Origin of the sequence: Ideonella paludis (assembly GCF_018069865.1) — a bacterium.
Classification (GTDB): domain Bacteria; phylum Pseudomonadota; class Gammaproteobacteria; order Burkholderiales; family Burkholderiaceae_C; genus Ideonella; species Ideonella paludis.
In genome coordinates this window covers 116,610-142,049 of record NZ_JAGQDG010000009.1, presented here as the reverse complement: position 1 = coordinate 142,049, position 25,440 = coordinate 116,610, and the positions used below count along the sequence as shown (strand labels likewise).

General features: G+C 65.2%; 22 protein-coding genes. 4 read left to right on the top strand and 18 right to left on the bottom strand.

Annotated elements, in window-relative coordinates; genetic code table 11:
- Positions 1-73 precede the first annotated feature (73 nt).
- On the bottom strand, positions 74-1,057 hold the full coding sequence (locus KAK11_RS20395) for a glycoside hydrolase family 18 protein (RefSeq protein WP_210811345.1): 984 nt from the start codon (positions 1,055-1,057) through the stop codon (positions 74-76).
- Between the two features lie 97 nt (positions 1,058-1,154).
- A complete protein-coding gene (locus tag KAK11_RS20390) occupies positions 1,155-3,932 on the bottom strand; it encodes a TonB-dependent receptor (protein ID WP_210811344.1) in 2,778 nt (925 codons plus the stop codon).
- A gap of 338 nt (positions 3,933-4,270) precedes the next feature.
- Here KAK11_RS20390 and KAK11_RS20385 point away from each other — a divergent pair, with 338 nt between their 5' ends.
- From KAK11_RS20385 to KAK11_RS20375, 3 genes are all read left to right on the top strand, one after another.
- On the top strand, positions 4,271-5,014 hold the full coding sequence (locus KAK11_RS20385; RefSeq protein ID WP_210811343.1) for a GntR family transcriptional regulator: 744 nt from the start codon (positions 4,271-4,273) through the stop codon (positions 5,012-5,014).
- 162 nt (positions 5,015-5,176) lie between these two features.
- Entirely contained in the window at positions 5,177-7,132 is a 1,956-nt protein-coding gene (locus KAK11_RS20380) for an EAL domain-containing protein (protein WP_210811342.1), read from the top strand.
- 106 nt (positions 7,133-7,238) lie between these two features.
- A complete protein-coding gene (locus KAK11_RS20375; RefSeq protein ID WP_210811341.1) occupies positions 7,239-8,501 on the top strand; it encodes a tetratricopeptide repeat protein in 1,263 nt (420 codons plus the stop codon).
- Positions 8,502-8,537: 36 nt separating this feature from the next.
- On the opposite strand, the gene KAK11_RS20365 is transcribed toward KAK11_RS20375, so the two are convergent.
- The 7 genes from KAK11_RS20365 to KAK11_RS20335 are packed head-to-tail and all read right to left on the bottom strand — an operon-like array spanning position 8,538 to position 16,478.
- The gene (locus KAK11_RS20365) at positions 8,538-9,620 is read right to left on the bottom strand and encodes an acyltransferase family protein (RefSeq protein ID WP_210811339.1); all 1,083 of its coding nucleotides are present in this window, start codon (positions 9,618-9,620) and stop codon (positions 8,538-8,540) included.
- Entirely contained in the window at positions 9,620-10,543 is a 924-nt protein-coding gene (locus KAK11_RS20360) for a glycoside hydrolase family 16 protein (protein ID WP_210811337.1), read from the bottom strand. Before KAK11_RS20360 ends, KAK11_RS20365 begins: the two co-directional genes overlap by 1 nt.
- On the bottom strand, positions 10,540-11,832 hold the full coding sequence (locus KAK11_RS20355) for an MFS transporter (protein WP_210811336.1): 1,293 nt from the start codon (positions 11,830-11,832) through the stop codon (positions 10,540-10,542). The genes KAK11_RS20360 and KAK11_RS20355 overlap by 4 nt, the downstream gene beginning before the upstream one ends.
- Positions 11,833-11,868: 36 nt before the next feature.
- Positions 11,869-13,401, bottom strand: a complete 1,533-nt coding sequence (gene nagZ / locus KAK11_RS20350) for a beta-N-acetylhexosaminidase (RefSeq protein WP_246499182.1) — start codon at positions 13,399-13,401, stop codon at positions 11,869-11,871.
- Position 13,402: 1 nt separating this feature from the next.
- Positions 13,403-14,413: an SIS domain-containing protein gene (locus tag KAK11_RS20345; protein WP_210811472.1), complete on the bottom strand. Its 1,011-nt coding sequence runs from the start codon at positions 14,411-14,413 to the stop codon at positions 13,403-13,405.
- Positions 14,403-15,548, bottom strand: a complete 1,146-nt coding sequence (gene nagA / locus KAK11_RS20340) for an N-acetylglucosamine-6-phosphate deacetylase (RefSeq protein WP_210811335.1) — start codon at positions 15,546-15,548, stop codon at positions 14,403-14,405. Before nagA ends, KAK11_RS20345 begins: the two co-directional genes overlap by 11 nt.
- A 30-nt stretch (positions 15,549-15,578) precedes the next feature.
- A complete protein-coding gene (locus tag KAK11_RS20335; RefSeq protein ID WP_210811333.1) occupies positions 15,579-16,478 on the bottom strand; it encodes a glucosamine kinase nucleotide-binding domain-containing protein in 900 nt (299 codons plus the stop codon).
- 191 nt (positions 16,479-16,669) lie between these two features.
- On the opposite strand from KAK11_RS20335, the gene KAK11_RS20330 reads away from it, so the two are divergent.
- Positions 16,670-18,124, top strand: coding sequence for a sensor histidine kinase (locus KAK11_RS20330; RefSeq protein ID WP_210811332.1), 1,455 nt, complete (start codon positions 16,670-16,672; stop codon positions 18,122-18,124).
- A gap of 32 nt (positions 18,125-18,156) precedes the next feature.
- Here KAK11_RS20330 and KAK11_RS20325 read toward each other — a convergent pair whose 3' ends face one another.
- The 9 genes from KAK11_RS20325 to KAK11_RS20285 all read right to left on the bottom strand — a co-directional run bounded on the left by KAK11_RS20325 (position 18,157) and on the right by KAK11_RS20285 (position 25,420).
- Positions 18,157-18,951 carry a sulfotransferase gene (locus KAK11_RS20325; protein WP_210811331.1) on the bottom strand — a complete coding sequence of 265 codons (795 nt, stop codon included), beginning with the start codon at positions 18,949-18,951 and terminating at the stop codon, positions 18,157-18,159.
- Between the two features lie 77 nt (positions 18,952-19,028).
- Positions 19,029-20,018: a Bug family tripartite tricarboxylate transporter substrate binding protein gene (locus tag KAK11_RS20320; protein ID WP_210811330.1), complete on the bottom strand. Its 990-nt coding sequence runs from the start codon at positions 20,016-20,018 to the stop codon at positions 19,029-19,031.
- Positions 20,009-20,737, bottom strand: coding sequence for a hypothetical protein (locus KAK11_RS20315; RefSeq protein WP_210811328.1), 729 nt, complete (start codon positions 20,735-20,737; stop codon positions 20,009-20,011). Before KAK11_RS20315 ends, KAK11_RS20320 begins: the two co-directional genes overlap by 10 nt.
- 12 nt (positions 20,738-20,749) lie before the next feature.
- Positions 20,750-21,247, bottom strand: coding sequence for a hypothetical protein (locus tag KAK11_RS20310; RefSeq protein WP_210811327.1), 498 nt, complete (start codon positions 21,245-21,247; stop codon positions 20,750-20,752).
- On the bottom strand, positions 21,247-21,849 hold the full coding sequence (locus KAK11_RS20305) for a DUF2135 domain-containing protein (protein WP_210811326.1): 603 nt from the start codon (positions 21,847-21,849) through the stop codon (positions 21,247-21,249). Before KAK11_RS20305 ends, KAK11_RS20310 begins: the two co-directional genes overlap by 1 nt.
- Before the next feature lie 4 nt (positions 21,850-21,853).
- Positions 21,854-22,486, bottom strand: a complete 633-nt coding sequence (locus KAK11_RS20300; protein WP_210811325.1) for a MotA/TolQ/ExbB proton channel family protein — start codon at positions 22,484-22,486, stop codon at positions 21,854-21,856.
- The gene (gene pedC / locus KAK11_RS20295; RefSeq protein ID WP_210811322.1) at positions 22,483-23,304 is read right to left on the bottom strand and encodes a lanthanide ABC transporter permease protein PedC; all 822 of its coding nucleotides are present in this window, start codon (positions 23,302-23,304) and stop codon (positions 22,483-22,485) included. The genes KAK11_RS20300 and pedC overlap by 4 nt, the downstream gene beginning before the upstream one ends.
- Positions 23,301-24,449, bottom strand: a complete 1,149-nt coding sequence (locus tag KAK11_RS20290) for a type 1 periplasmic-binding domain-containing protein (RefSeq protein WP_210811321.1) — start codon at positions 24,447-24,449, stop codon at positions 23,301-23,303. Before KAK11_RS20290 ends, pedC begins: the two co-directional genes overlap by 4 nt.
- Positions 24,446-25,420, bottom strand: coding sequence for a PQQ-dependent catabolism-associated beta-propeller protein (locus KAK11_RS20285; RefSeq protein WP_210811319.1), 975 nt, complete (start codon positions 25,418-25,420; stop codon positions 24,446-24,448). Before KAK11_RS20285 ends, KAK11_RS20290 begins: the two co-directional genes overlap by 4 nt.
- Positions 25,421-25,440: the final 20 nt, after the last annotated feature.

Here is a 25,440-nt window from a genome sequence, read left to right as displayed (position 1 = left end):
CCCTGGGCTTACAGCCATGATAAGGGTCAGGCGCGAACGGACACGATACGGGTGTCCCCTAGGATCCCTGCCGTCAGGGCGCGGTGTGCAGCACTTTGAAGAACTGGCCCGGAGCGACTTGAGGCAGGGCGTGGCAGCGGGGGCTGACGCGGGGCTCGCCTGCGGCACAGGGCTGGTCTCGGTCCAGTGACCAATAGTGCAAGCCCGCCAGACCCGCCGCACGGGCCTCCTGGGCCAGGCGCTGGGCGTCCGCCAGAGTGAAGACGTTGTGGGCCACATCGTTCTCACCCAACATCGGCGTCAGCGCGATGCGGCTCATTGGCACGCCGTACTTGCCGCTGACATTGCGTGCGGCCTGCAGGGCCGAGGCGCCCATGTCGCAGTGCGCCTCCCGCAGCACGCAGTGCGCGGGCTGGGCCGGGCCATAGTTCATCACCATCAGGTTCAGGATGGCAGCATCAAAGCCGTGGCGGCGCAGGCTGCGCAGCACGGTTTCGCCCAAGGGATTCAGGCTTTGCTGGCTGCCGTTGGCGGCCGCGTAGGTGGCCACGGTGAAGCTGATGCGCAGCGCGGGGCGTTGGCGCTGCAGCGCGGCCGCGCGCTGCACCAGATCGTCGATTTGGGCGGCGGTCTGCTGGCGCTCGATGTCGAAATCCAGGCCCTTCAGAAAAGGCGAGTCATAACGCGCCAGGAATTGAGCGAAACCGGCATCGGTGCCACAGGTGAAGGAGCCGGCTTCGCCGCCTGTCGACACCACATAAGGCCGCTGGGCTTGCACAAAGGCGGCGACATTGGCTTGGGCGAAGCGGTCGGTGTCCACCTCTCCCCAGCGTTCTTGGCCGCACTCACCGGTGGCGAAGGCCCAGATCAGTGCGGGCAGATCCGGCTGCAGCAGCTGGGCGGCGGCCTGGCCGGCCAAGCGTTGCATGCGGCCTGATGCAGGGTCCAACATCAGGCTGGCATCTTTATAGGGGGCGAAGAAGAACTCCGCGCTGTGGGCAGCCCCGCTGCCAAGCAGCAAAGTGGCAGCCGTGGAGAGGGTAGCGATCAAGCGCATGGGGCGCATTCTCTCAATCACGATGACAAAGAAAAAAGGGGTGAGCCCGAACTGCAGCTCACCCCCATCCTCGCAGCCTTGTGGGCTGATCAGGCGATTACAGCTTGGCGCGCAGCGTCAGGTAGTACTGGCGACCGTTTTCATAGATCGAACGAGGCTGGTCCGTGTTCAAGGCGAAGTACTTCAGCTTCGCGTTGTTCAGGTTGTGGCCGTCCAAGGACACGCTGAAGCGGTCGTTGATCTTGTAGCCCAAAGAGGCGGCCACGTTGGCGGTGTCGTCCTGGAAGAAGGCGGTGTTGCGATCCAGGCCACTGAAGAAGCTGGAGCGGAAGTTGTAGGCCACGCGGGCGTTGAACTTGTCGTCTTCGTAGTAAGCACCCAGGTTATAGGTGTGCTTGGACGCGCCGACCAGAGGACCACCACCGGCTTCCTTGGCGTCGGTGTAGGTGTAGTTGGCGTTGGCGCCAAAGTTACCCCACAGCGGCGCTTCCCAAGCCAGCTCAATGCCGTTGACCTTGCCGGTGGTGTTCACAGGGACAGTCAGCAGATAGTTCACCATTTCGCCTTGCGGTGCGGTGGCGCTGTAGGTCATGAACTGCTTGTTGACCTGCCCGTAGCCCACGTAGCTGCTCAGGCCCATGTGGAACAGACCAGCGGAGACCAAGGCGCGAGGTGCGTAGTAGTACTCCAGCGTCAGGTCCATATTGTTGGAGCGCACGGGCTTCAGGTCGGGGTTGCCGCCGGAGCCAGAACCCACGCCACCTGCGGTAGCCGGAGGTGCCAAGGACACCGAGCCTGCCAGCGCCGAGTAGTCAGGGCGCGACATGGTGCGGGACATGGCGAAACGAGCCACCATGTCTTTGTTCAGCTTGAACTTGACGTTCATGCTCGGCAGCACATCGGTGTAGGTGTGGTCCGTCGTGGTCGGCAGGTAGGGGCCGAAGGCGGATGCCGTCACGGCGCCGGGCGTGTTGGCCGAGACCGCCACGTTGTTGGTCACAGACTGCTTGGTTTGCACGAGTCGCAGGCCAACATTACCGCTCCAGCCGCTCCCTTCCAGGTCGGACTGCAGATAGGCTGCGTTGGTCTTTTCGGACATGCCGTACTCGGAGGTCCAGTTCTCACGCGAGCCGTCTGTAGAGCGGTTGGCATAGAGGCTGTTGTAGGTGGCCAGTTGCTCGGGGGTGTAGAACCAGACATCGCGCGGGAAGGTGCCGCCCAAGCCCGAAGCGTAGTTGCTCGGGTAAGGTGTGGTGCCCTTGGGGAAATTGGCGGGGTCGGCGGCAGAAGCCGTGCCGACCGGGCACCAGTAAGGCTGGCTCCAATCGAAGCCCACATTGGCACCGGTGCTGGTCTTGCAGCCTGGGCCTTGGCCGATCACGCCTTGGTTGGAGCGCGAATGGCTGGTGGAGCGAACGCCAAACTTCAGGGTGGTGAACAGGCCGCTGTCGAGCGCGTACTCACCATCGACTTGACCCCAGTTCTCCTTGTCCTTCACGTTGACGCCTTGGTCACCGAAGATCCAGCCCAGGCCCACACCAGCGGGGCTGCTGTTGTTGGCGGTGCCCAAGGACCAGTCGGCCGCGCTGTTCACGCCATTGAGCTTCCAAGAGGCGCCGCTGCCAACGCCCGTGTTCCACTCGGCCACGTCTTGGGTGGGGGTCTTGCCGGTGCCCTTGGTGGTGCCCACCATGCCGGTCAGCTTCAGCTTGTCGCTGACATTCCAGGTGCCGTCCACCGTGAAGAAGGAGGAGTCAGAGCCTGCATCGGGACGCGAGATCTGGTCATAGACACCGTATTGCGTGCCGGCGACTGGTGCAAAGGTGGCGGACACCAGGGTGTTGTTGCGCACCACATAGCCAGCATTGGGCGCCTGACCGTTGCCTTCGTTCAGGATCTTCGAGCCCCACAACATGTAGTTGCGGTTGTAGTTGGCCGCCTTCATCTGCGAGGTGAAGGCCGTGGCGCCCACAGTGACGTCATTCGTGGGCTTGAATTGCACGCCCAGCAGGCCGCCTTCGCGCTCGCGCTTTTGCTCAAACAGGGCCGAGCCGATCAGGGTGGGGTACCACACTCCGGCCAGGTCAGGGTTGGAGGTCGCGATGGTGCTGCCGGCCTTGATCTGGGTGTAGCCCAGCAGCTCTTGGCCGTCGCGGCGCAGATGGCGGTGCTCAGAGAAAGCCTGCAGCATCACGCCGAAGGTGTTGTCAGCGCTCTTCCAGTTCACCAGGGCACTCAGCTGAGGGTCGGTGGTGCCAGGGTTGTCGGCATACACGCCACCCAACTGCGCTTCCAGCGTGAGCTGCTTCTTGAACTCCAAGGGCTTGCGGGTCACGATGTTGACCGCACCCGCCACGCCGCCTTCGACCAGACGGGCCTCGGCGCTCTTGTGCACTACCACTTCCTTGACCAGCTCAGAAGGCAGCAAGGAGTAAGACACGCTACGGCCCACGGTACCGGTCTGGTTCAGCACAAACCAGTCGCCCGAGGAAATGGCATGGCCGTTGACCAAGGTTTGGGTCAAGCTGGGGCTGGTGCCGCGCATGCTGACGCGGTCGTTCTCGTCAAAGCCGCCTTCGTTGGCGCTGGCCGAGCTGATGCTGAGGCCCGGGACGCGCTGCAGCGAGTCAGCCACGTTTTTGTCGGGCATCTTGCCGATGTCTTCGGCGGTGATGACCTCCACGCGGGACTCGGCGTCACGCTTGCTCTGCAGAGACTTTTGCAAAGAAGCACGAATACCAATCACCTCGACGCGTTCGGTCTCTGCAGCAGAGGCCGCAGCGGCAGGCTTGGCGGGGGCAGTTTGGGCGTGCACCGCGGTGCCGGCCAAAGCCAGCACAACCGCAGATGCGATGGGCGTCAGGGAAGTCTTCATGGTCTCCTCACTCTCTAGCAGGGTGGTGGCGCCAGATTGGCGGCCGGTTAGGGGTAGGGCGCAGCGGTGCGCTAGGACGGCGCGGTCTGTGCCCAATGGGCTGAAACTCGATGCGTACCACTGTACTACCAATTGGGACCAGTTGGCTACCAGTTTCCTTCTCAGAAGGTCGGAATCAAGGGTTCTTCCTGAGGGATTGGTTGCGGTACTGGCACAACACCCTTCCACATCCCTCCACAGCCTGCCGCGCTTTGTGCTGCGTTGTGGCCGTCTTGTGGTGTTCTATTGGTATTATTGGCAGCCCTTCATCCCTGCCCCTTGGCCTTGAGGTTTCATTCATGACTGCGTTGGCGCATCTCTTGCGCAATCTAGATCCCAACAGCAGCCAGCCGCTGTACCAGCAATTGCAACGTGCCTTGCGCGAGGCCATAGAGTTGCGTTTGCTGGGGCCTGACGATGCGCTGCCCTCTGAGCGGCAGTTGGCGTCTGATCTTCAGGTCTCACGCATCACCGTGCGCAAGGCGATTGAAGGCTTGGCCGAAGAAGGCCTGTTGTCGCGGCGCCAAGGCGCGGGCAACTTCGTCAACACCCGCATTGAAAAGAACTTCGCCAAGCTGACCTCATTCTCAGAGGACATGCGGGCGCGCGGGCGCGAGCCGCGCAGCGAGTGGCTCAAGCGTGCGGAAGGCACCGTCACCCCTGAAGAGGCGATGAAGCTGGCCTTGAGCCCAGGCACCTTGGTCTATCGTTTCAACCGCCTGCGCTATGCCGACGACGCGCCGATGTCGATTGAGTACGCCACCATCGTTGCCTCGGTGTTGCCGTCCATTGAAGTGGTCGACACATCGCTGTATGAGGCTCTGGAGCGGGCGGGCCAGCGCCCGGTGCGCGCACTGCAGCGCCTGCGGGCGCTGCTGCTCGACGAGGAGCAAGCCAAGCTGTTGGAGGCCGAGGTGGGGGACGCAGGATTGCTCGTGGAGCGCCTGGGCTATCTCCGGGACGGCCGCGCCATTGAGCTGTCGCAGTCCATCTATCGGGGCGACACCTACGACTTCGTGGCGGAACTGAACGCCGGAGGCTAGGAGGCGGGCGCGGTGCTACTATGCCCGCGGCCCTGCCAGCAGTTTTGAATGAATTTTGGGCCATCCCGCTGTTGGCCCTCATTCAAAACCATGCGTCTTTCCCTCATTTTAAGGTTACCAAAGAGCAACTTTGTTCTCGCCTTGCGTGAGAGCTTCCTCTCCATGCTCCCAGTCTTTCTGGTGATGCAGTGCTTGGGGCTGACGCTCTCTGCCATGGACTTGGGGGATGTGGCGGCCTCCAGCGCCTTTCACCAGTTGCTGACTTCGGTACTCAGCTTCCAGCAGTACTTCTGGCCGGTGGCGATGGCGGCGTCTACGGCGATTCATTTGGCCAGGGCTTATGGCGACGACCCGATTTATGTCGTTGTCCTGACTTTGTCGCTGATGATTTTGGCGTTCTTGTCGTCCCTGGGCCCCGAAGCTCCTGCGCAGAACTGGGGCTGGATGATGCTGGCTTCGGTGCTGCTGCCCAGTGCCGCAGTGGCCTGCATGCGTTTGGTTCGGCGTGGCATGCCTCGCCTGGAGTTCGGTGACCTCAGTCAGGCCTCGCCCGCCATGGCGCGCACCTTGGCCAATGGCACACCGTTTGCAATTTCCTTGTGCCTCTTGGCCTGGCCGGCCACGCTCCTGCCGTCCAGCACCGGTCCGCTGGCCGGAATTTTTGAGTGGCTACCGGCGTGGTTGGCGGTGGTGGTGCTCACGGCCTTGGGCAATGTGGCCTGGTGGATGGGGATGAATGGCGCCGGGGTGATGGACTGGGCCTCGGGCAACGCCTTGCACCACACGATGGCCTTGCCCGGCGTGTCGCTGGCTGATCTGGACAATGTGTTCAATTACATCGGCGGCTCAGGCGCCACCTTGGCGCTGTTGGTCTGTCTGATTTGGTACCAGTGGCGCAAGCCGGGCCCCAAGGTCTGGCGCTGGGCCTTGCCCTTGCATGTGTTCAACATCAACGAAGTATTGACCTTTGCGCTGCCCGTGGTGGGCAACTGGGTGTTCTTCCTGCCGTTTGTGCTGGCGCCGACGCTCAATGCGTTGATCACCTACCTGGTGGTGGCCGAGTGGCAATGGATCCCTGCGAGTGGCAGTTGGGACGTGACTTGGGTGATCCCGCACTTCTTAAAGCCTCTCTTGCTGGGGGCCCCGCTGGAGAAGGTCTGGGCCTTGCAAGTGGTCTTGTTCCTGCTGTCCATCGTGATCTATCGCCCCTTTGTCAAGCGCTGGGTGCAGCAAGAGCAGTTGGGTGAAGCGGCCTGGGACTTGGCCAATCGCATGAACTTGGGGCCGGGGCTGGAAGTGTTCTCAGAGGCGCGCTTTGTAAAGCGCCAAGACGCGCAACATGACTGGAGCCGCCAAGCGCATGCGGCGCTCAAGCTGCTGCGCGAAGGGCAACTCAGCATGCACTATCAGCCCAAGGTGGATGTGCATACCGGCCGGGTTTTGGGCTTTGAGGCCCTGCTTCGTTTGCAAGATGCCGCAGGGCGTGCGGTGGCACCTCAAGGCTTCTTGCCCTCCCTAGAGCGGGTGGGCTTTGGGGATTTGCTCGACTTGTGGGTGGTGCGCCGGGTCGTGGAGGACGTGGAGCGCTGGCGTGCACAAGGCGTGGACGCGCCGGTGGCCATCAACCTCACGGCATCCACCTTGTGCAATGCCGAGTCCTTTGCACGCTTGATGAGCACGCTGGCCAAGCTGCCGCCGGGCATGCTGCAAGTGGAGTTGTTGGAGAGCAGCCTGATTGAAGAGCCTGAGTTGGTGCGGGCTCGTCTGATGGACCTGCGCACAGCGGGCGTGCGGGTGTTTGTCGATGACTTCGGCACGGGCTATTCCAACTTGGCGCTGTTCCACAGCGCCGAGGTCGATGTGGTCAAGGTGGATCGCTCATTGCTGATGGCGGCCACAGAGCCTCGTGGCGAGCGGCTTTATCGCGAGATCTGCAGCACGCTGCATCGCCTGGGCTACGACGTGGTGGCCGAAGGCGTTGAGACCACGGCTGAGCGGGACTTTGTGGCGCACTGTGGCGTCAGCGCCATCCAAGGCTGGTGGGTCGGGCGGCCGGTGCCGCCAGAGGACGTGCCAGGAACCCTGAAGGACTTGGCACTGCGGTTTGGGGCCGCTTGAAACCGCCCTGTAACGCCTGCGCTGTGACACACTCCCAAGTCCGGCCCAAGCCCATGAACAGCGCGGGCCACACCGTTCACCCCTTTCTTTTTTTCGCCGCTCTCCGATGACTGCTTTCGCATTACCCGCCCTGCGCCAGATTTCTCTGGCGGTGTTGATGGCGACGGCCTCGCCCGTGTTGTGGGCCCAGGCTGCCAGCCCCGCCTCGTCGCCCGCGCCGACGGCCCGTGCGGAAGTGGGCAAACCCCTGCAATTGGCGCAAGACCTGTTGAAGTCGGGCAAGGCCGTGGAGGCTTTGGCAGAGTTGCGCGTCGCTGAGCAAGTGGGTTCGCTCAATGACTATGAACGTTATCTGATTGCCCGCACGAGGGCCGTGGCAGCGCTCAAGGCGAATGAGCTGCCCGTGGCTGTCGCCGCCTTTGAGGTGGCCTTGGCCTCACCCCTGACACCGGCCGCCGATCGCCCTTCGCTGCTCGACACCCTGGCGCGTGCTCAATTGCAGCTGCGCCAATACGCGCCGGCCGCCGCGACCTTGCGTCGCTATGTCCAAGAAGGCGGGCAAGACGCCGCGGTGCGTGCCTTGTTGCCCCAAGCGCTGTATCTGAGCGGGGATGCGGGGGCGGCGGCCAAAGAATTGCTGCCCATGGTGCAGGCTGAGGAAGCGGCGGGCCGCAAGCCCAGCGAAACCAGCTTGCGTTTGCTGGTGAGCGCCTATGCCAAGGCCAAAGACGAGCCAGGCGTTTATGCGGCGCTGCAGCGCCAAGCACAGCACTACCCCAAGCCAGAGGTCTGGGCGCAATTGCTGAGCCGGGTGCCGGATCAGCCGGGATTCAGCCAAAGCCTGACCCTGGACCTGCTGCGCCTGAAGCAGGCCACCGGCGCCTTGCGTGACGAGGCTGAAGACATCGAGTTGGCCATCTTGGCCATGGAAGGCGGCTTGTTCACCGAGGCCCTGCTGGCCTTGGACGCAGGCACACAAGCTGGCCGTTTGGGCACTGGGCCCAATGCCGGCGAGCACCAAAAGCTGCGCGACAAGGCCGCCAAGGCCTCTGCCAAAGAAAAGGCTCAGCTGGCCAGTGACCGCGCAGCGGCCCAGGCCGCCAAGGATGGCCATGCCCTGACCTTGGTGGGCACGGCGGCCGTGTCTGCAGGCAACCCCGCCGACGCCGCCAAAGCCTTGGCCGATGGTCTGGCGCGCGGCGGCGTGAAGAAGCCTGACGAAGCACGTCTGCATCTGGCCTGGGCCTGGGTGAAGGCGGGCCATAGCGCCGAGGCGGTGAAGGTCTTGGACACCATCAAGAGCGAAGACGGGTCGGCCGAGTTGGCGCGGCTGTGGAAGACCTGGCTGCGCGCTCAGGCGCAGAAGTAATCGTGCTGTGCGGGCCCCGCGCTGCGCGGGGCTTGCTCAGACGCGCCAGCGCCAACCGCGGGCGTCCATCAGGCGCAACACGGCCCACCACAGCGGCAAGAAGCTGAGCGCCCACACCAAGGACACGGCGGGCGCTGGCCAGCCCGGCCCCAGCGCTTGCTGCAGGGCAGCCCACAGCGGTACTTGCCAGCCGGTGGCGCCCAAGACGCACACGCCCAGCCAGGCCAAGACATAGGCCGTGATGGCGTGTCGGCCAAAGCGCTGGCCCCACAGGGCTTGAGGGGCCAGCGACTGCAGTGCCAGGGCGCCACACAAGGCGACGTTCGCCAAGCCAGCCGTCCACATGGCATAGCTGGGTGTCCACAGCGTTTTGTTCATGGGCGCAAGCAGGCTGCTGAGGCCGCCCAACAGCAACAGGAGCGAGGCTTGCTTCAGCAGCCTTGGCAGCGCCGCTGGCATGCCGAACTCGCGCAGCACGCGCCCGGCCATCAAACCCAGGCCGGTGCTGACCACCGCCCCCAGGCTGCTGAGCAGGCCTTCAGGGTCCAGGCCGCGCTGCAGGGTGGCTTGCCACTCGTAGCTGTGAGCACCAAAGGCCCAGGTATCCAGGGTGGCGGCCCAATGGTGGAAGCGTGCCTCATGGCTCAGAGAGCCGCCCATCACCAAGAGCAGGCTGTGAACGCCCATCACCGCGCAGATCGCCATGACCAAACCGCGTGCGCTGCGGCCTGCCGTGGTGAGGCTGAAGACCCCCACCAAGGCCACGCACAGCCCAATGCGTTGCAGCACACCGGCCGGCCTGAAGCTGCGGGTGTCCAAGGCCCAGTGCGCGATGAGGTGCAGCACCAAGCCCAGGGCGATGAGCTTGAGCCCACGCTGCAGCATCTGGCCTTGTGCCGCGCGCAGCGTTGGCGCATCGCCGTCCACCGGCGCGGCCAGCGCCAGGCCGACGCCGACCAAGAACAGGAACAAGGGGAAGATCAGGTCGGTGGGTGTGCATCCATGCCAATGGGCATGCAGCAAAGGTGCATACACCGCATTCCAGTCGCCGGGGTTGTTGACCACCAACATGGCCACCACGGTCCAGCCCCGCAGGGCATCAATGGCCGGTAGACGCATCAGAAATCGCAGCGATGGGCCAGCTCTGTGCTGGCGGGGGGCAGGGTGTCGAGGGTGGCGTGGCCGCTTTGGCGCAGGCGCTGCACTTCAAGCTCGACTTGCTCAGGGCTCAAGGCCGCTTGGCGCACATGCAGTACCCAGTCCACATCTTGCTCGTAGACCCGCGGTGTGGCGCTGGGCGGCAGCAAGCCGCCGGGCGAGAACCAGAGGTTGAAGCTCAGCGCCATGGGCACGACCGGGTAGTTGCGCCCACCATGCTGGCCCACCGGGCGGCCATCCACAAACCAGCGGGTCTGGCCGCCCATCACTTGGACCACCAGGGTGTGCCAACCGGCCTTGACCTCGGGCAGCTCGAATTTGTCGTTAAAGGCCAGCCAGGGTTCCAGGCGCACGGTCTGCCAGGTGATGCCATAGAGGCGCGGCACCGGGCTGCCCCAGCCCCCATTGGGCAAGAACTCCCAGTCGATCTCCGAAAACTCGGGGTCGAAGTCATGCTTCAGGGGCGAGACGGCATAAAAGGTTTGGATCACCGGGTCGCCGTCGTCGCCCTGCACGGGGGTGTCGGTGAAGCGCACGCGCGCTGCGTAAGTGCCCTCGAGGAACTTGCGCGGCTGGCACAGCTGAGTCTGCTGGGTGCCTTCGGGCGTGCCATCGGTGCGCGCGCTCAGGCGCAGCCACTGCTGGCCGGGTGCTTGCGGGTCCCTCACCAAGCTCAAGCCTTCAGCGGACCAGCGCGCGCCCGGCACGCCGGGGTGGCCGGCGGCGGTGCGCACCATCCAGCCCTGCTGGCTCAGGGCGCTGACGCTGGCTTGGCTGAAGTCGTCAAAAAAGCGTTGCGGGGCTGGGGCGATGGCGCTTTGTGCCAGCACAGAGGCGCTGAGCGCCAGCCCCAGCGCGCAGGCAGTCAGGGCACGCAGGCTCATGGAGTGGCATCCGGGGTCGCGGCTGCTGGCTGTTCGTCACGGATCGGCAGCCAGCGCAGCAGCACGAACACCGGCACCGCAGACAGCACCACGGCCAAGAAGAAGTTCTGGTAACCCAGGGCTTGTTGCACGTCGCCGCTGAGGGTCTTGAAGAGGACGTAGCCCAGCGCCATCACGCCGGTGGCCAAGGCGTAGTGGGCGGTTTGGTACTTGCTGCCTTCGACAAACTGCATCATGAACAAGATGACCGCCACAAAGCCAAAGCCATAGCCAAAGGTCTCCAGGCTCACGGCGGCCGAGATGACCCACAGTGCGCTGGGTTGGAACACGGCCATCAAGTAGAAGGCCAGGTTGGGCACGTTCATGGCCAACACCAGCCACACCATGGCCCGTCGCAAGCCCAGCCAGGCGGTGAAGTAGCCTGACAACACACTGCCCGCCAAAAAGGCCAGGGTGCCGGCGGTGCCGTAAGACCAGCCCACCTCGCTGGTGCCCAGGCCTAAGCCGCCGACGGCGGTCGCGTCCTTCAGGAACAGTGGGCCAATGGCTTGCACTTGAGACTCACCGGCGCGGAACAGCAAGATGAAGGCAATGGCCAGCCACACGCCCTTGATTTGGAAGAAGCTGCGGATCACCTCGCCCAGCGTGCCGCCCAGGCTGCCCTCCGTGGGCGCTGTGGCCGCTTCGCGGGTGTCGGGCAAAGCCCAGACGTGATAGGCCGCCAAAATGCCCATCACGGCAGCGGCCAGCACAAACACGGTGGCCCAGGCGCCGATGACGCCGATGCGGCCTTCCAGGTACCCGGCCAAGATGACCAAACCGCCCATGGCGAAGAGCTTCGCACCGTTGAAGCACGCACCCAACCAGCCGGCCCAAATGGCGCGCTGCTTGGCGCTGAGGGTGGCGATGTAGAGGCCATCGCAGGCAATGTCATGCGAGGCCGAGGCAATGGACACCACCGCCAACAGCGCAATACACGCCACAAAGAAATGCGGCAGGTGCAGCGACAAGGCCACCAAGGTCAGCGCCACCGCGCCCAAGCCTTGGAAGGCAATGACCAGCCACTTTTTGCTGGGGGCCAACTCCAGGATGGGGCTCCACAAGGGCTTGAACACCCAAGCCAAGCCCAGCAGGCCAGTCCAGCGGGTGATCTCTTCGTTAGGCACGCCCATGCTCTTGAGCATGAGCCCGGCCACCACATTGACCATGAAGAAGGGCAAGCCCTGCAGGAAGTAAAGGCTCAGCACCCATGTCGCGGGTGATCGGGTGGCGGCGGCGGTGGTGCCCATGCGGTGTCTCCAACGATGTTGTGGTGGTGTGCGGGATCAGGGCAGCGGCACCGGCGGCGTGGCGCTGACCATCAGCTCACCCTTGAGCCATGACTTCACGGCCCGCAGCGCGCCTTGGGCATAGCCCCAGCTCACCACCGCCGGTGCGGCAATGTCCAGCACCTGGAAGGGGTTCCACAAGGCCAGGTGCAGGTGGGGCTGAGCCACGCGGGCTCCTTCGGCATAGCGCGCCCGGTGGTTGCTGACCAGGATGTTGAGCCGGCCGTCCTCGGGCAGATGATGCGGCTCCAGGGCGCTCAGGTCGTTCAAGGTGACGTACTCGACGTTGGCAAAGCCTTCGAACAAAGCCATCACGTCTGAGGCAGGCAGGCCGGCTTCTGAGACACCATCGCTATCGACCCGCGCTTGCGTGATGACACGCAGGGGTGCATCTTGCGCCGGCGGGGTGGCCTGGCGCAGCACACACAGGCCGCGCGCCCAGGCCAGGTGCATCAGCTCATCATCAGCGGCACGTTGCTCTGGGGCGTAGGGCACGGTTTGCAGCGGGAAGCGCTCGGCCAGTGCATCCAGGCGCGCGCAGGCTTGCAGCGCGGCGTCTTCGTCGATGTCGCCTTCCACCAGGGCTTGCCCCAGGGCTTCAATGGCAGCGGCTTGTTCGCCGGCGGTGCCTTGTGCCAGCGGCATGTCGGCGCCCGCGCGCAGGGCCAGGACAGCGGCCCGGGCGTGGCCATAACGTTCGTAAACGGCTTTCATCATCAGCGCGTCGGTGATCACCACGCCTTGGTAGCCCAGGGCTTGGCGCAGCACGCCCGTCAGCACGGCATGCGACAGGGTGGCGGGGTGCATCGGGTCGATTTGGGGGTAGACGATATGGGCGGTCATCACCGCCGGCGCGGCGTTCTCGCCCTGAGCCATGGCGCGGAAGGGGATCAGCTCCAGGGCTTCGAGTTCGGCCAGCGATTTGTCCACGGTGGGCAATGCATGGTGAGAGTCCACATGCGTGTCACCGTGGCCGGGGAAGTGCTTGACACAGCAGGCGATGCCCTCGCGCAGCGAGCCGCGCATCCAGGCCGCCGCCAAGCGAGCCACGCGGTGCGGGTCGGCGCCGAAGCTGCGCTCGGCGATCACGGGGTTGGCGGGGTTGGAGTTGACGTCCAACACCGGCGCAAAGTTCCAGTTGATGCCCAGGGCCCGCAGGCCGCGAGCCACGGCAGCCCCCACGGCTTCGGCCTGGGCTTCGTCGTCGGCGGCGCCCAGCGCCATGGCGGCGGGCGCTTGGGGCAGGCAGGTGGCGCGGATGACCGAGCCGCCTTCTTGGTCAATGCCAATCAGCGCCTTGGGGCCGAGTACGGCGGCCAAGTCGGCCGTCAGGCGGCGGATCTCATCTTCGGTGCCCAGGTTTTTGCGAAACAGGCAGACCGCGCGCACGCGGTGGTCACGCAAAAAGGCGGCGGTCTCCGGGGCCAGGGTCTTGCCTGGGATGTCCACCATCACCAGTTGGCCAGGATGAAAGCTGGGCAGGGGCATGTTGAGGCTGTGGCTGAGTGTGGTGCGAGGGGCGCTGCTCATGTCAATGGGTCCGCGTGACCTTGGCCAGGTGAGGGGGTTGATCGGGGTCGCCGCCACGGGCGCGGGCCAGTGCTTCGACGGCAGGGTAGAAGCTCTGGATGGCGGCGATGGCGTCCAGGTCTTCATGCGCGGTGAGGCTGAGCGGCAACTGTGCGCCGGGTGTGCCCGCGGGCGCAGCCAGCAGCACACGAGCACCCCGAGCGCGCATGTCTTGCGCCAGGCTGAGCAAACCCGCCTGCGCCGGGCCGCGGGGCGCAAACACCAGCAGCGGGTAGCCGGCGTCGATCAAGGCCATGGGGCCGTGGCGCACTTCGGCGCCGGAGAAGGCCTCGGCCTGAATGCCGCAGGTTTCTTTGAACTTCAGCGCCGCTTCTTGCGCGACGGCCAAGCCCAAGCCACGGCCAATGACGAAGAGCTTGTCGGCCTTCAGCAAGGACTCGGGCAACAGCGACCAGTCGGCCTGCGAGGCCTGCGTCAGCGCGTCGGGCAGCGCCGCCAGTGCGTTGTTGAGCACACCATCGTTTTGCCAAGCGGCCACCACCCGTGCGCCGGCCACCAATTGGCAGAGATAGCTCTTGGTCGCGGCCACGCTCAGCTCGGGGCCAGCATGCAAGGGCAGCAGGAACTCAGCGGCTTCAGCCAGCGGCGAGTTCACATCGTTGACCAGTGCCACTGTGCGCGCGCCGCCTTCACGCAGGCGGCGGGTCGGGGCGATCAGGTCGGGGCTTTGGCCCGATTGCGAGAACGCCAAGGACACCAGCCCCTCGCAGCGCAGGCGGGAGTTGTAGAGCGTGACCACCGACATGGGCAGCGAGGTGACCAAGCGGCCCAAGCGAGCCATGGTCAGATAAGCCATGAAGCTGGCGGCATGGTCAGAACTGCCCCGCGCCACGGTCAGCACGGCGTTGGGGTCCTGGCTGCGCAGCGAGGCGCCCAGGGCGTCATAGGTGGCCGCGTCCGACGCCAACAGGCGTGCGATGGCTTGGGGGGCTTCCAGGGCTTCAGCCCGCATGCGCGAGGTCAATCTCTTCTCCTTCAACAATCACTCGTTCGATGTTCAGCTCGGGGTTGAGCACCAGCACATCGGCCATGGCGCCGGGGCTGAGGTGGCCGCGGTCATGCAGGCCCAAAAATTCAGCGGCATAGGTGGAGACGCGCCGCGAGGCGTCCTCAATCTCCAGGCCCAAGCCCACCAAGTTGCGCAAGGCTTGGTCCATGGTCAGCGTGCTGCCGGCCAAGGTGCCGTCGGCCAGGCGCACACCACCCAGGCATTTGGTGACGGTGTGTCTGCCCAAGCGATATTCGCCATCGGGCATGCCTGCAGCGGCAGTGGAGTCGGTGACGCAATAGAGGCAGGGAATGGCGCGCAGCGCCACGCGCAAGGCACCGGGGTGCACATGCAGCAAGTCCGGGATGATCTCGGCAAAGCGGGCGTGGGCCAGGGCGGCGCCGGCCATGCCGGGCGAGCGATGGTGCAGGCCCGACATGGCGTTGAAGAGGTGGGTAAAGCCAGTGGCACCGTGTTCCAAGGCAGCGACACCATCCTCATAGCTGCCGTTACTGTGGCCGGCTTGCACCACAAAACCGGCCGCTCGCAGGGGCTCGATCATCTCCAGGTGGCCGGGCATCTCCGGCGCCAAGGTGATGAGGCGAATCGGGGCCAATGCATGCAAGGCCAGCACTTCTTGCACCGAAGCAGCCCGCGCAAAGTCGGGCTGCGCACCCAGCTTGCCGCTGTTGATGTACGGGCCCTCCAGGTGCACGCCCAGCACGCGGGCGGCGCCGCGGATGGGGCCGGCAATGGTGGGGGCCAAGGCCGCCATGGCCTGACGCAACTCGCCCATGGGCGCCGTCATGGTGGTGGCCAAGAGGCTGGTGGTGCCGTGGCGGGCGTGCATGCGGGCAATGTGCTCAATGGCCGGGCCGCCTTCCATGGTGTCAAAGCCGCCGCCGCCATGGACGTGCAGGTCGACAAAGCCCGGCAGGATCAGCGCACGGCGCGCAGCGCGCACTTCGGGCTCGGACACCAAGGGGCCATCAATGGCGGTGATGCGGCCTTGGCTGAGGTGGGCACAGCCCCGGCGCCAGCCTTGTGGCGTGAGGATGTCGCCGTCCAGGCGTTGGGGATGAAGGGTATGAGAGGTCATGGTCGGGCCTGTAGGCAAGGTGCTCAGGCTTCAGCTTGGGCGGTGGGCGAGACGCTCGCGCACCAGTTGAAGTGCGCCATCGGCCGAGTCGCCAGCGGGGGACACGCAGCGGTCGAGCAGCTCGTGGGGCAGCAGGGGCAGCAGGCGTTTGCCAATGCTGCCGGTGATCACCAAGGGTAACTGGCTGGTGGCATCCAAGGCTTGAGCCATCTGGATCACGGCGCTGACAGCGTCTTGCAGCAGGCGGTTGGCGGCGGGGTCCACTTCGGCGCACTCAAACACCAGTGGGGCCAAAGAGGCGTAGGCCCGCTGGCCCGCACCGCTGCACCACTCCAGCAAGGCTTGTCGGCCGACGCCCGTGGCTTGCCAAACGGCCTGCGCCAGTGCGCCGGCCAGGCGGCGGCCATCCAAGGCTTGCTGTGCTACTTGTGCTGCACGCAGGCCCAGCCATGCGCCAGAGCCCTCATCGCCCGACGGGAAGCCCCAGCCGCCCACGGAGACTTTGCGGCCGTTGGCCAACAAGGCCTCGCCAACACTGCCTGTGCCAAACGCCAAGACCGCACCGGGCTGGCCCGCATGGGCGCCCCGCAAGGTGGTGGCGCCATCGGACTCCAGGGCCAACAAGGCATACGGGGGGGCGGTTTGCAGAAAAGCTTCGGCGCGAGCGGGCGAGATGGCCCCTGCCAAGCCCAGGCCCACGGCGCAATCCGCGGCTGAGGGCAGGGGCAGTTGAGCCTCAGCGAAGGCCTTGGCGATGGCTTGCTGCACATGCTGCCAAGCTTGCTCCACCCCTTGGCTCAGGCCCGAGGGCCCAGCTTCGCCTTGAGCCAGGACGCGCCCATCACTCAGGGCCAAGCGGGCTCGTGTGCCGGTGCCGCCGCCATCGATACCTATCAAATAGAGCGGTGAGCTAGGGGGAGTGGTGCTCATGAAGCCGTGGCCTTGATGAAGTGATACCACTATAGTACCAGATGAGACCACATGGCAAGGCTGTAAACCCTGAGACGCTCAACTTCATAGAGAAACAGCCGAGGGATACCGATCCAATACCAGTTCGGCGCAGCTTGCCGTTCGCGGGTTTGGGTCATCATAGGTCTTTCGACTTGTGCTTTGGATGGCCTATGCCTGCCGCCGACACTCTCTTGCACTTGGATCTACCGGGCCAGATTTTGCGTCGCGCTGCCTTCGTGGTGGCGGTGGGCGTGGCCGCTTTGCTGGGCCTGGGCCTGTTGAGCATGCGGGACGATGTGGCGGACGAATTGGAGGGGGCCAAAGCGGTGGCTGGCCTGGTGGAGAGGCTCAGCACCCTGAGTTTGCAAGAGGACGCGCAGGCGGAGCGGGCCCTGACCCAATGGGCGGCTGAGGGGCCGTTGCGCCACCTGAGCGTGCGCGTGCTGGATGCCAGTGGCCGATTGATTCTCCAGGCCGGCCCCCCCGCGCTGGAGACCTCGACCTGGCCTGAGCCCTGGGAGGGGCTGTGGCTTGGCCTGCACAGGCGATTGTTCAATGCCGACGACCCCTTCACTGTGGCTTGGACGCTGGCCCGGCCGCAGGGCGCGCCCTGGTCCGTGGTGCTGAGCGCGGCGCCCCAGAGCGAGCAGCACGAGGCCTTGCAGTCGCTGCTGCAAGCCAGCGCGATCTTGATCTTGATGTCGCTGGCCCTGCTGGCCCTGATGGCTTGGAACACACGCCGCGCTTTGGCCCCTTTGTCACGCCTCTTGGCGGCCATTCAAAGGCTGGAGCAGGCCCAACCGGGGCAGCGTCACTTTGAGGTGCAGTCCTTGCCGCCCATGCCCATTGCCGAGTTGGAAGCCGTGGCGGCGGCCTTGCGTCACTTGGATGGGGCTCTGGCCCAGGCCGATGCTGAACGCCGCCGTTTGGCCCAGCAAGTTTTGGGCTTGCAAGAAGAGGAGCGGGCGCATCTGGCGCGTGAGTTGCACGACGAGTTTGGCCAACGCTTGACGGCGCTTCGCCTGGACACCCGCTGGCTGCTGCGCCAAACCGCGCAAGCGCCTGAATGGCAGGCCGTGGTGCAACAGATGGACCAGCATTGCGCGGCCATTCAGCAAGACATTGCCTCGGTCTTGGCACAGCTGCGGCCCTTGACGGTGAGTGATGAAGCCTGCACGGTGGCCACGCTGCAAACCTTGCTGCAATCATTGGTCACCGCGTGGCGGCGCAGCGCCGGTGCAAGCTTTTCATTGAGTGTGGACATTGGCTTGGAGGATCACGCGCACGCACCGCTGCCGCGAGATTTGGTCCTGATGCTGTATCGGATCAGCCAAGAGGCGCTGACCAATGTCGCCAAACACGCTCAGGCTCAGGCAGTGAGCCTCAGCCTGCAGTGGCAGCAGACTGCCGGCGCGAGCGCGCACTTGGCTTGGGTGGTGCAAGACGACGGCCGAGGCGAGCCCCATCCCGATCAAGCCCTGCTGCGCGGCCATGGATTGGCGGGTCTTAAAGAGCGGCTCTGGGCTTGGGGGGCAGACTTAGAGATGGGGCCGGTTCACCCTGAGGCGGCCCGGCCCGGTTGGCGCCTGGCGGCAGCGGTGCCGGTGCCGGCACCGGGCACCTAACCCCTGAACTTGGCGTTAAGCAGCCCAGGCACTCAGCGTGGGCCGGCCAAGCCACCCAGCGCTTCGTCCCACAGCTTGGCGTGGCGCAAAGCCTGCTCAAACTCTTCAGCATTGCTGACCTTGAGTCGCCAGTCCGGATTGCGGTCTTGGCGCTCCAGGGCTTTGCTGGTGTCCAGGGCGGCTGGGGGGGCCAAGCCCAGGTGCGTGGCCCAATGCGCGGCCAAGGCTTCGGGCGCCATGTCCACATCCTGCTCGTAGCTCACGCGCCATGGCGTCGCGCCAGCCTTTTTGAGGCCCTCATTGACCTGTGCATACCAGCGGCGGGCCTTGTCCGCCCACTGGGCATAGTGCTTGGCACTGAGGGTGATGCGCAAATCGGTGGTGTCTGCCTTTTGCCAGGAGCCGACCTGGGTGGCCTTGGCATTGGAGATGTAGACGTCCAGCGGGCGCCGTTGCAACACCACGGGCGTGAAGCCCGGCAGCCCCGCCAGCTTGGCCACCGTGCCCACCACCGGTGTGGTGAAGTGGCTGAAGAAGACTTTGAAGTACATGGCCTCACGCTCTTTGCGCTCGGCCATTTGATAGAGCGTCTGCACCGCTTGCACAGGGTGCTCGTGCAGCCAAGCCAAGAGCGCCGGGTCATTCGGCTTGGCGAACGTTTGAGAGGCCAACTTGCCCAGGCGCTGCAAATGGGCGGGCCGCAAGCCAAACGCCTCTTGAGGGTGAAACAACTCCCCCAGCGTGAACATCTGTGGGCGCTGCTTGAGCACCGACCCCAGGTAATTGGTGCCACTGCGATGCGTGGCAAAGACGACGATGAGTTTCATGGGCGGGTTCGAGTGGATGGCTGCATTTTCAATGCATCAGCGACCCGAGTGCCCCTCGAATGTGGGGGGGAGGGATCTCACCCTGCTTTGGCCAGCCCCAGTCTGTCCACCGTGCGTTTCTCGGCCGCGTAGGCCTCACGCAGGCTGCGGCCGTAGTCGTCAGCGCCCAGGTAGAGCGGCTCTTGGTCGTACTTGGCGAGTTCGGCCAGATGGGCCGGGTCGAACAGTGCGGCTTTGAAGGCGTCGTGCAAGGTCTGTACGACGGCGCCGGGCAGACCTTTGGGGCCGACCAGGCCATAGGGCGAGGTCGCCACAATGCCATGGCCCAGCTCTTTGAGCGTGGGCACTTGGGCCCAGCGCTTGGTGCGGTGCTCGGCCAAAGTGGCGATCAGGCGCAGCTTGCCGCTGTCCACATAAGGCGCAAAGCCGTTGGAGTTGACGCCCACCTGCACCTGGCCGGAGGACACCGCCAGCATCTGCTCGGCCGTGCCTTTGTAGGGCACGTGCACATAGCGCAGGCCTCGGTGGCCCAGCAGTTCATCCATCACCACATGCGGGGTGGTGCCAACGCCGTTGGTGGCTATGCTCAGCTCGCCGGGTTTGGCTTTGGCCAGCGCGAACAGGTCGTCCAGGGTTTTGATGGGGCTGGCCGCCGGCACCAAGATGCCGAAGGTCACGCCGCTGAGTTGCAGCAGCGGCGTGGTGTCGCGGATCGGGTCCCACATCACCTTTTGGGTCCAGGGCGCACGCAGCGCCGGCTGGGGCAACTGTGCAATGGTGTAGCCGTCGGGCGCGGCTTGCTGCAGCACCGGCATGGCCAAGGTGCCGCCCGCGCCGGGCCGGTTCTCGATCAGCACTTTTTGGCCCAGGTGGCGGCCAGCGGCTTCGGCCAGCACGCGCATGGTGAGGTCGGTGGCGCCCCCGGCGGGCCAAGGCACCCACAGGGTGATGGGTCGGTGCGGAAAGCTGGGCTCGGCGCCCTGTGCTCGGCTGCCCAGCGGCGCCAAGGCGGCCAGGCTCAGCCCAGCGCCAAGGCTCAAGGCGCGACGGCGGGTGATCATTTCCATTCCAGTAGTTCCATCGTCAAGGTGCCGCCGGTCAAAAAGGTGGAGTTCGCTGGCTCCTCGCGCACCAAGCGCACCAGGCCCACGCCGGGGCAGTACCACTCTTGGGTGATCAGGGGCATGTCTTTCCAGCCCACCACAGGGTCGGCAAACAGGCGCAGGCTGGCTTGCCCCTTGACCTTGACGCAGCCCTCAAAGCGGCCCGCTCGGCTGTCCACCACCAGACCGGTGGCTTCAATGCTGTAGACCATCTTGACGGCGGGGTGCGTGTGGCGGATCTCGCGGGGGAATTCTTGCCGGCGCTGCAGCAGATAGGCGGTGGTATCGCTTTGCCAAGTGCTGCCCGCTGTGAGCGGGGCTTTCAGCACATAGCGGCGTTCTTTGTCGTAGCGGGGGTCGGCGTCCAACTCGCTCTTGGTGGCCACGCGGTAGATGCCGGTCTCGTCCCCGCGCAGCCAGTAGCTGATGCCGGCATCGCTGCGGCGCAGCCACGCGGGGCCATCGTCCAAGGGGCTTTGGCCCAAGGTTTCCATCACCAAGGGTTCATGCTCGATGACGTTGTTCTCCCACTCGGTCTTCACGTCGTAACGCCATTGATGACCTTCTCCCAGGGGAAACAGGTCGTGGCCCACCGGCTTGGGCGCGCAGGCGCTCAGGGCCAAGCCCAAGCCCAACCCCGCCAGCAGCGCGGTTCCTCGTCGCAGAAGGGAGACCTCAGACATCGCGGGTCTGCCTCACTTCTCAGGCAGTTGCGGCACGGGCAGGTCGCGGATCTTGACCTCCTGCTCGTCACTGCCCGGCCGCAGCCAGGAGAAGCCTTTGGGGCCGCGCTTGGGCTCGGCCGTGCCCATTTGGCTCACGCCTTGGCGGACCTTCTTCAGACCTTCATTGAGCAGGCTGTGCAGGTCTTTGGTGTAGGGCAGGCGATAGGCGCGGGGCTCGGCCAGGGGTTTGCCGTTCTCCAGCGCATTGACCCACACAAACAGCGCGCCGGGCTTGGTTTTGCTGGGCTCTTCGATCACCGCCGCCAGCAGCACAAAGCGCTCGGGCAAGGCGGCGCGCGAAGGCCGGCCCCAGACATCATCCAGCGCATGCTCCGCATAAAAATAAAGGCCTACGGTGGCCAGCACCAAGGCCGCCTTCAAGGCCCGCGGCCAGGCCGAGGCCAAGCAGGCCAAGCCCACCAAGAACACCAGGGCGATATAGGCCCACAGCAAAGCATCGGTGGCCATCACATCCTCTCGATCAGTGTCTTGGGCAGGGTGTTGACGCCCTCCACCCCGCCGTCCCGGTTGACCACAAAGCGCGCGGCTGTGGCCTCGTCGCCCTTGCGGGCCAAGTCCACCGTGCCATAGAACACCACCTCGGCACGCGGGTTGACCTTGACGACCGAGACCGTGGCCGTGACAGGCTCTCCGTTCTTGGTGTCGTAATAGTGCAGGTTGACGGTGTACTCGCCCGGCGCAAAGCCGCGCACCGTCACCACCTCTTGGTTCAGTGGGTTGACCACTTGCTGGCCATTGATCACCAGCGTGTCGTTGGCCAAACCGCGGTCGTCACGGTCCAAATGCATCATGCCGCCCTCGCGGGCCCGGAACCACACCTTGTTGCCAGCCGGGTCCTCGACCCAGGTGTCGATGTCATTGGGGTTGAGGTCGGGCCAGGTCACGGTGATGATGAACTCGGCCTTGGCGTCGATCACGCCCGTTTTGGCCTTGGGGTTCATCACCACCAAAGCCACCGCAAACAGCATGACAAAGGCCAGCAAGGTGTTGAACAACAGATCGCTGAAGGGGTCGATCTCGTCATGGCGGCGTCGGCGCAGCAAGGCCATGGCATCAAGCTCCAGGCTCGCCCAGAGGCTCGGCCACGATGTCGGCCACGATGCGGTCGGCCATGCGGTCCAGCAGCAGCAATTGCAGGCCCAGCCACAGATTGGCCATCAGGCCCACCAGGGTGGTGTAGAGCGCAATGGCCATGCCTTGGGTCATTTGCTTGAGCAGGGCCTGGACCTGGTCGATGTCAAACGTGGGCATGCGGCCGATCTGCGTGGCCATGACGATGAAGCCCACCACCGTGCCCAGCAGGCCCAGCTTGATGGTGGCCGCAGCCAGCCACCAAGCGGTTTCATGGGGGCCGTGGCTGCGCTCTGACAGCAGGCTGGCTGCCATGTCCGGCGCTTGGCGGCGGTCCGCTCGCCAGGCGGCGCGCCAGGAGGAGGCCGTGCCGCTTTGGGCCTGCTGGCGCAGCAGCCAGGCGCGACGCCCGCACCAGCCGGTGGTCAGCACGCTCAGGCCCACGATGCCCAAGCTGATGCCGCTGGGGTCGCCTTGGATCAGGGCTTGCCACAGGCCGCGATGCTGCATCCAGGCGGCGCCAAACAAGACCAGCGCGGCCGACAAGGCCCAGGCCCAGAACAAGCGCTCGGCGGTGTCCAGCACCGAGCCTGCGGCCCAAGAGAACAACTTCATGGGGGGCCTCCTGGGCCACGTTTGGTGAGCGCCCCAAAGCCGCGCTGCGGGTCATAGCCCCAAGCGGCAGCGGCGAAGCATACCGCCAAGGTGCCCAGCACCACATAGGGCGCGACGCCGGGGTCTTTGTCATAGAGCGCAAAGCGCATCCACTCCACGGCATGGGTGAAGGGGTTGAAGCGAGCGATCCACCAGACCCATTCGGCGCCGGATTCTTCAAGCTTCCACAGCGGATAGAGCGCGGTGGACATGAAGTACATGGGGAAGATCACGAAGTTCATCGTGCCGGCAAAGTTCTCCAACTGCTTGATGTGCACCGACAGCAGCAGGCCCAAGGCGCCCAACATCAGCGCCGCACTGACCGCCGCCAGCAGCACCATCGGCGTCTGCGGCCCCCACAGCGGCAAGGTGGTGCCCAGCAGGGCCGCCACCGCCACAAAGGCCGCCGCCTGCAGCAGGCTGAGCAGGGCGGTGGCGCTGAGCTTGGCGAACAAGATCCACCAGCGTGGCAGCGGGGCCGTGAGCAGCAGACGCATCAGGCCCATTTCGCGGTCATAGACCATGGCCAAGCTGGACTGCATGCCGTTGAACAGCAGCACCATGCCGACAAGGCCTGGCGCGATGTAGACGTCATAAGGGATGTAGGTGTCGTAAGGCTCGTTGATGGCCACGCCAAACACATTGCGAAAGCCCGCTGCAAACACCGCCAGCCACAGCAGCGGGCGCACCACGGCCGAGGCCAAGCGGCTGGTTTGCCGCATGAACTTCATCACCTCGCGCAGCACGATGGCGCGCAGCGCCTGCAGGGCGTGCGTCATCGTGCCACCTTGCAGAGCTTTTCCGGGGCATCAGCGCCCACGGTGTCCAGCGCGTTCTTGGGGTGCAAGATGCCCTCGATGGGCGCGGTGCTGATGACACCTTGGCCGTCGGTCAGGAGCAGGGTCTGGCGCAACTGGCCGTCCCAAGGCCTGAAGGAGAGGGCTACGCCCTTGGAGCCGTCCAACTCAGCGCTGGCCAGCGCTTTGGCCACGGCCGCCGCAGGCCCTTTAGGGGCGGCCATCACCGCGGCGGCGAGCGCCTTGGCGCCGAGCCAGGCCTGCCAGTCTTGCGCGGTCATGGGGCGGGCATTGGCTTTGCTGAAGCGGCGAGAGACCTGCGGCGCGCCGTAACGCTCATACTGAGCATGCCAAGCCAAGGCCACCAGGCCGCCGTCGCCCACCACAGGGCGCGGTGTGGCGGTGCGGTAGGGCAGGCTGCGGGCAAACTCGCCGTCGCTGTCCACCACCCACACCACATCATGGCTGCCTTGGGTCAGCAAGGTGGCGTTGGCCAAGTCGCGCTCGCGCGGGTCCCCGGAGAGCTTGAAAGGCTTGGCCCCTGCCAGCTTCAGGCCATAGCGCTTGAGTGCGGCCTGGGCCACCGCGCTGCGCTGGGCGTCTGCAGGGCTGGGGCCGGTGAGCAGCAGCACCGTGCTCCATTTGCGGGCGACCAGGGTTTGGGCCAGCGCATCGGCGCGCATGCGCTCGCTGGGGGCGACATGCCAGAGCTGCGCCCGGCAGTCTTGCTGGCGCAGGCGGTCGTCCGTGGCGCTGAGGTTGAGCACCGGCAACTTGACGGCATCGGCCACCGCCAACAAGGCATCGGCGGGCAGGTCGGCCAGCAGGGCCACGTCACCCGCTTTTTCGGCTTTGCGGGCGGCGTCTTGCAGGCCCTTGACATCGGCCGCTGACACCGTGGCGATGCTGAGGCTGGCGCCCACCGCATCCAGCTCCAGCTTGGATTCTTTGATCGCCACGGCCACCGCGTCAGCCGCTGGGCCCGTGGGGTGGCCCAGATAGGCGCGCTCGATGCGGCTGCGTTGTAAGCGGGGGTCGTCGTCCAGCACCAGCAGCGTGGCCTTGAACGCGGCGGCCTCAACGCTGGCCGCCCCCAGCATCAACAGTGCGCAGCCCCAGCGCTTCATTCGACCACCACCACGCTGTGCGGCACTCGGCCCACGGCTACGGTCTTGAGGGCTTTGGCGCCCGGCACATCGATGATGGTCAGGTCATCCGACAGACCATTGGCCACCAGCAGCCGGTCGCCGGCCTTGTTCAGCCCCAGGCCCCAGGCCCGCTTGCCGGCCAGCACGAGTTGGGTCACCTTGCGGCTGGCGACATCCACGAAGGCCACATGGTTGGCCTTGCCCAGGGCCACAAATGCTTGCTTGCCGTCGGCCGACATGGCCAAGCCTACCGGGGTGATGTCGGCCTCGCGGGCACCCTTGACGGCAAACTTGAGGGTGGCCAAGACGCTGTGGTCTTTGGTGCTGAGGATGCTGACGCTGGCGCCCAGCTCATTGGTGACCCAGAGTTGGCTGCCATCGGGCGTCAGGGCAAAGCGGCGCGGGCGCTTGCCGACCTTGACGTTCTGGGTGACTTTGCCCGTCGCCGTGTCGATCACATGCACCAAGGAGGCGACTTCGGAGGTCACGTAAAGCGTCTTGCCGTCTTTGGAGAGCAGCACGCCTTCGGGCTCTTCACCGACCTTGATGGCGCTCTTGCGCTTGTTGCTGGCGATGTCGATCACACCGACTTCAGCGTCTTCCTCATTGCTGACGTAGAGCGTCTTGCCATCGGGCGAGACGTCGAAGATTTCGGGGTCATCACCCAGGCCGATCTTCGCGGTGGACTTCTTGGTCGCGAGGTCGATCACATCGGCCTGCTGTGAGTCGCCACAGGCCACCATCAGTTGCTTGCCGCCCGGGGCGATTTGCATGTGCCGAGGCCGCTTGCAGGTGGCCACCGTGCCGGTGACCGCCATGGTCTTCAAGTCCACCAAGGCCAGGCTGTTGTCCTTTTCGCTGGAGACCCAGGCGGTTTGGGCCGATGCGGCGGTGCTCAGGGCCAGGGCGGCTGCGGCAGCCAGCGTGCTGCGAAGGGCGAGGCGAGTCATGAGTGTCTCCTGGGTGAGAT

What these genes read in the sequence shown, in the direction of transcription:
- KAK11_RS20335 (WP_210811333.1), bottom strand. Translation starts at nt 16,478, where the DNA reads ATGAGCACCACTCCCCCTAGCTCACCGCTCTATTTGATAGGTATCGAT.
- KAK11_RS20390 (WP_210811344.1), bottom strand. Translation starts at nt 3,932, where the DNA reads ATGAAGACTTCCCTGACGCCCATCGCATCTGCGGTTGTGCTGGCTTTG.
- KAK11_RS20315 (WP_210811328.1), bottom strand. Translation starts at nt 20,737, where the DNA reads ATGTCTGAGGTCTCCCTTCTGCGACGAGGAACCGCGCTGCTGGCGGGG.
- nagA (WP_210811335.1), bottom strand. Translation starts at nt 15,548, where the DNA reads ATGACCTCTCATACCCTTCATCCCCAACGCCTGGACGGCGACATCCTC.
- KAK11_RS20310 (WP_210811327.1), bottom strand. Translation starts at nt 21,247, where the DNA reads ATGGCCACCGATGCTTTGCTGTGGGCCTATATCGCCCTGGTGTTCTTG.
- KAK11_RS20320 (WP_210811330.1), bottom strand. Translation starts at nt 20,018, where the DNA reads ATGGAAATGATCACCCGCCGTCGCGCCTTGAGCCTTGGCGCTGGGCTG.
- KAK11_RS20285 (WP_210811319.1), bottom strand. Translation starts at nt 25,420, where the DNA reads ATGACTCGCCTCGCCCTTCGCAGCACGCTGGCTGCCGCAGCCGCCCTG.
- KAK11_RS20385 (WP_210811343.1), top strand. Translation starts at nt 4,271, where the DNA reads ATGACTGCGTTGGCGCATCTCTTGCGCAATCTAGATCCCAACAGCAGC.
- KAK11_RS20345 (WP_210811472.1), bottom strand. Translation starts at nt 14,413, where the DNA reads ATGCGGGCTGAAGCCCTGGAAGCCCCCCAAGCCATCGCACGCCTGTTG.
- KAK11_RS20355 (WP_210811336.1), bottom strand. Translation starts at nt 11,832, where the DNA reads ATGGGCACCACCGCCGCCGCCACCCGATCACCCGCGACATGGGTGCTG.
- KAK11_RS20360 (WP_210811337.1), bottom strand. Translation starts at nt 10,543, where the DNA reads ATGAGCCTGCGTGCCCTGACTGCCTGCGCGCTGGGGCTGGCGCTCAGC.
- KAK11_RS20325 (WP_210811331.1), bottom strand. Translation starts at nt 18,951, where the DNA reads ATGAAACTCATCGTCGTCTTTGCCACGCATCGCAGTGGCACCAATTAC.
- KAK11_RS20330 (WP_210811332.1), top strand. Translation starts at nt 16,670, where the DNA reads ATGCCTGCCGCCGACACTCTCTTGCACTTGGATCTACCGGGCCAGATT.
- KAK11_RS20290 (WP_210811321.1), bottom strand. Translation starts at nt 24,449, where the DNA reads ATGAAGCGCTGGGGCTGCGCACTGTTGATGCTGGGGGCGGCCAGCGTT.
- KAK11_RS20365 (WP_210811339.1), bottom strand. Translation starts at nt 9,620, where the DNA reads ATGCGTCTACCGGCCATTGATGCCCTGCGGGGCTGGACCGTGGTGGCC.
- KAK11_RS20300 (WP_210811325.1), bottom strand. Translation starts at nt 22,486, where the DNA reads ATGAAGTTGTTCTCTTGGGCCGCAGGCTCGGTGCTGGACACCGCCGAG.
- KAK11_RS20305 (WP_210811326.1), bottom strand. Translation starts at nt 21,849, where the DNA reads ATGGCCTTGCTGCGCCGACGCCGCCATGACGAGATCGACCCCTTCAGC.
- nagZ (WP_246499182.1), bottom strand. Translation starts at nt 13,401, where the DNA reads ATGAGCAGCGCCCCTCGCACCACACTCAGCCACAGCCTCAACATGCCC.
- KAK11_RS20375 (WP_210811341.1), top strand. Translation starts at nt 7,239, where the DNA reads ATGACTGCTTTCGCATTACCCGCCCTGCGCCAGATTTCTCTGGCGGTG.
- pedC (WP_210811322.1), bottom strand. Translation starts at nt 23,304, where the DNA reads ATGACGCACGCCCTGCAGGCGCTGCGCGCCATCGTGCTGCGCGAGGTG.
- KAK11_RS20395 (WP_210811345.1), bottom strand. Translation starts at nt 1,057, where the DNA reads ATGCGCTTGATCGCTACCCTCTCCACGGCTGCCACTTTGCTGCTTGGC.
- KAK11_RS20380 (WP_210811342.1), top strand. Translation starts at nt 5,177, where the DNA reads ATGCTCCCAGTCTTTCTGGTGATGCAGTGCTTGGGGCTGACGCTCTCT.